Annotated in this window: 1 protein-coding gene; it reads right to left on the bottom strand. The window is 45.2% G+C overall.

The genetic code is table 11. From position 1 onward, the window contains the following. Nucleotides 1–4206 (bottom strand): beta strand repeat-containing protein (locus QUB24_RS05925; RefSeq protein WP_445300384.1); only part of this gene is annotated, 4206 nt, incomplete at its 3' end. Nucleotides 4207–4735 lie beyond the last annotated feature (529 nt).

The raw sequence follows: 4735 nt of genomic DNA on the forward strand, positions 1-4735 counted from the left end.
TGGAGTAGCTGCGGGCGTTGGAGTAGCTGCGGGTGTCGGTGCGGGCGTTGGAGTAGCTGCTGGTGTCGGTGCGGGCGTTGGAGTAGCTGCGGGCGTTGGAGTAGCTGCGGGTGTCGGTGCGGGCGTGGGAGTAGCTGCGGGCGTTGGAGTAGCTGCTGGTGTCGGTGCGGGCGTTGGAGTAGCTGCTGGTGTCGGTGCAACTATTGGCGGCGGTACGGAAATAATTTGAATGCGATCGGCATCCTGTCTGTAAGTATAAAGATAGGAATTATCCCGCAAAATTGTTTGATTAGGATTAGAATTTCCCCTAGTAATTGCACCCGCAGTTCCATTTGTGGCAGAATCACCGACAATAAACGGCGTTAATCCTGCGCCTCCGTGGCGGATAATTATAGTACCGCCGCTGCTATCTCCAGGACTTCCAGCGGTAGAAATGCTAGCATTGATGCCGTTTCTGTCTGTGAACGAATTTAGCGATCGAAAAAACATTCCCATCAGAATCTCCACATTTCCGCCGATACCGCTGCCCTGACTCTGAGCATCAATTTGATTCACAGTAATATTGCCAGAAGTGCTGCGGTTATAAGCCGTGACATTCCCTGCATTCCCCTGCGCCGAAGAGTCAATTTTACCAACAGTAATACTTCCGGTAGCGTCGAGCAAGATACTGCCGCCATTACCAGCAGACGAGGTATTGATATCGCCGGCAGTAATATTAGTTCCAGCATTCAAATCGATATTGCCACCAGTGTTAGGGGAAGTCGCATCAAGATTTTTAGTTGTGATTTCTCCGTTCTCACTAAACAAAGAAATTCCGGCGGGTGAGGTAATATTTTTTGCTGTAATATTATTTGTAGTAATAATGTTAATTGCAGCGGAACTTTCGGGGATATCATCTTGAATATTGACGCTATTGAGGGGAGTAACACTGCCAACAGCATCGCCAAAGTCAACACTTCCCGCATCGGGTTGAACAGTCAGACTGTAAGACCCGTCAACTGTAGACTGAAAAGTAATATCGCCCGTTTCTAAAATTTTAACCGACAGGTTATCACCTAATGTTAGCGGAGCGTTAAAAGTAATATTATTGCGGTTGGTTTCGATCTTGCCCTTGGCAGTAATAGAATCATTTGCCTGGACATCAATATTGCCACCACTAACAGTAATACTGGGAGCGAAAGTGCGGGAATTAATATCAGATGTCGAAACTGTTCCGCCAGCATTTATGGTGATTCCTCCGCCCTTACCATTTGCCGCAGCGGTAATAATTGGGCCGGCAGTTGTGTCGATATTACCGCCGCTTTGAATGCGAAGATTCCCGCTATTGGCATTGAAGCCACTTAATAATAGGGCGCTACCAATTCCTGCCGTACTGATGTTGGTTCCAGCTTCGAGGGAAATATTGCCGCCGCTGTTACCGCCGATCGCATTGATGATTCCGGCGGTAGTGTCGATTGCCCCGCCGCTTTTAAATGTGATTGAGCCGCCGTCTTGATTTCCGATCGCCCGGATGTCGCTGGTAGTAATATTTCCCCCAGAATTTAGATTGACATTGCCGCCTGTGTTAGTTTTAAGGCCGGGAGATGAACCGTCATAACTTGTCAATAACTGACCTGTAGTAATATTGCCGTTGCTATTAGTAAATTTAAGATTTCCGCCCCGAACTCCCGATACTAAGACATCGCCTATATTAATGTCACCGCTGGCCGTAGATAAAGTAACATTGCTACCGTTGCCGTTACTAGAAGTACCCGCCATCGCGGTTCCTGTTGTCGGTGTTGTGATGCCCGTGCTGGCTTGAATGGTAATATTTCCACCAGCGCGATCGCCCGTGACATCGATCGTTCCAGTATTTATGGAACCGGCAGTGCTCGTAAGTGCGATCGGGCCACCATTTTGATTCGCCGTTACATTGAGATTGCCAGTCGTAATATTGCGATCGGCATTTAAAGTAATTGATCCACCATTTTCAGGTCTAAAAATTGTATCATTTCCTGAATCCTGAGAGCTGCTTGCATTTAATTTCCCTGTAGTGATGCTGCCCTTCGTGCTAGTAAAATTAACACTACCACCTTGCGATATACCGTAGTTTAATATATTACCTATTCTAATGTTTCCACTGGTAGAGATAGTAATATTGCCACCCTTACCGTTGTCTGAAGAATTATTGACATCACCTATCTCGATATTGCCATTTAGGCTGGTAATATTTATATTTTTACCATCTGATTTTGAAGTTTCAGAACTAAATGTTGATATACTGCCTGCAGTAATGTTACCTCTTGCTTGTAAAATTACACTACCAGTATTGCCAAGACCGGGGATACTGGTTGTAACTATACGAATGGGGTCTCCTAGCGAAATAATAGAGCCTTGTTCGCTGATGATGCTAACGTTACCGCTATTTCCAGTAGCTGTGTAGTTAGCCACCCCCCCAGCAAAACTCATTATCTCACAAACCAAGGAACTCACACAATTGATAGAGATATCACCTATTGCTTTAAGATTAATGTTACCCGCTCCACTCGGTGAAAAAGTCGCTATATTTCCTGTAAGAGTAAAGCTGCCACCTGCATTAACAGTAATATCACCGCCATTGCCAATAACATCTGTAGCTATAGCAGAAAGAGATTCTGTAGAAATGTTGCCCCCAGCAGTCAACGATATATAACTAGCATTACCCCCAAAATTGTCTGTCCTAATCGTTCCCGTTTGAATGTTGCCTGTAGCTTGCATAATTACAGGGCCTACGTTATTGGGATTACTTGCATAAGTATCAATTTTTCCTACTACTTGAATATTGCCCCCCGATCGCAAAATCAATGTTCGGAAATTACCCAGAAGAAATTTATCAGTACCGGGATCGCCAGTAATACTTATATCTGGATCTGTAATTACGATATTTCCCGTAAAAATAATATTTCCTGTACCAGAAGTCGTATCTACCTTGAGAGATGCACCCCTATATTCCCCAGAAGTATAGTCATTAGGCTGCGTAAATATTGGATCGTACAAACTGGTAAAATTAGCAGGCTGGCCCCATCGATTGAGAATCGACATATTATTGCCACTGCGAAAGTGAGCATCTGTAGATATGATGCCATCACTCACTAACGTCAAATTTCCGCCGCTCACAAATGGCGTTTGCGAAAGATGGTTCAGCGCCAAAATATCAATACTTTGATTTCCCTGAATGTAGAGATTTCCGCCAGCATTCGCCACAAACGGATTTACCACACTATCGCGCACCCGCACTGTATTCTTAGCCAGTAAATTCAAATCGCCAGTTGTACGCAACAGACTTTCAACTAATGTCAAATTGTGATTAGCTGACAGCGTTGCAGTCTCCGCAGTTACTTCTTTAGCAGTGACATCTCCATTCTCTACCTGCAAACCAGAACCAGTTAATTCTATTTGCCCTCCAGCGTTGACTGTCACCCCCGTTGCACTTCCCCCGCCACCAGTCAACAACTGCGGCAAAGATGCAACTGGCAACACCCAATTTTGAGGCAAACTGCCCGCTACAGATTGCGGCTGAATCTCCAAACTCAACAGATTTCCCGGTTGACTAATTCTGACTAAACTTTCACCCGGAACCGCCGCAACAATAATATTTCCTCCCGATGCAGAAAGTTGTCCCGTACTCAAAACAGTGCCGCCCAATAAAGTTAAATTTTGCCCTTGTCCCACTGCCAAATTGCCTAAATTGATAATTACCCCCGGCTGTGTATTTGTAAAAGCAAAAGTATTAGGATTTCCGATTAATTGAGTATAATTATTTGTACCAGCCGCACTAAAGCAGTTATTGCCAAAACCGATGCCCGTCGCAGTAGTAGCAGTGAAAGCAGCAGGCACGTTCAAACTGGCATTTGTTCCAAATACAATCCCCGCCGGATTCATTAAAAATAAATTGGAATTGCCGCCCGTTATTTGAATTAATCCGTTAATCAGCGAAGCATCGCCGCCGACAACTCGCCCTAAAATATTGCGAATATTGGGGTTTGATAGAAAATTAGCAGTTTGTCCTTGAGTTAAACCAAATTCTTGGAAACTGTGAAAGAGATTTGCACCGTCGCCGGATTGTTGGCCGCCGTTGATGTTAAATTGGTTGCCGCTGGGAGTAATTTGAGTATTCGTGCCGTCGGTTGCGGGGGTAATTTGGGCTGTGGCTGTTTGGGATGGGAAGAAAAGTCCTAATTCCCACATTGCTAAGGTGGTGAATGAGAGAAAGGTGAGGAAAAAGCGGTTTTTTTTGTGTGTTGATTTCATGGTTTTGTTAGTAGATGATATCGAGTTCACTCTGATAATTGCGAAAGTCCGCCAGCGCCCTCTGACAGTCCCAAAGTCCGCCAGGGAATGAATTCCACGGGGCTTTTAGCGAAAGTCCGCCAGCGCCCTCTGATAGTCCCCAAGTCCGCCAGGGAATGAATTCCACGGGGCTTTTAGCGAAAGTCCTCGCTATGAGGACTGTAGAAAAAACTTGGGTATTAGTCCACTGAAGAAGACTTTAGAAAAAAGTTTGATATCAGTCCACTTTAGTGGACTTTTGCTTTGAGGCAGGGAATTCATTCCCTGCCGGAATTAACGTCACAGTCCGCGAGTCCGCCAGGGGTTGAAACCCACGGGGCTTTTAGCGAAAGTCCTCGCTATGAGGACTGTAGAAAAAAGTTTGATATCAGTCCACTTTAGTGGACTTTTGCTTTGAGGCAGGGAATTCATTCCCTGCCGGAATTAA

It is taken from the genome of Microcoleus sp. B9-D4 (assembly GCF_036705105.1).
GTDB lineage: Bacteria > Cyanobacteriota > Cyanobacteriia > Cyanobacteriales > Microcoleaceae > Microcoleus.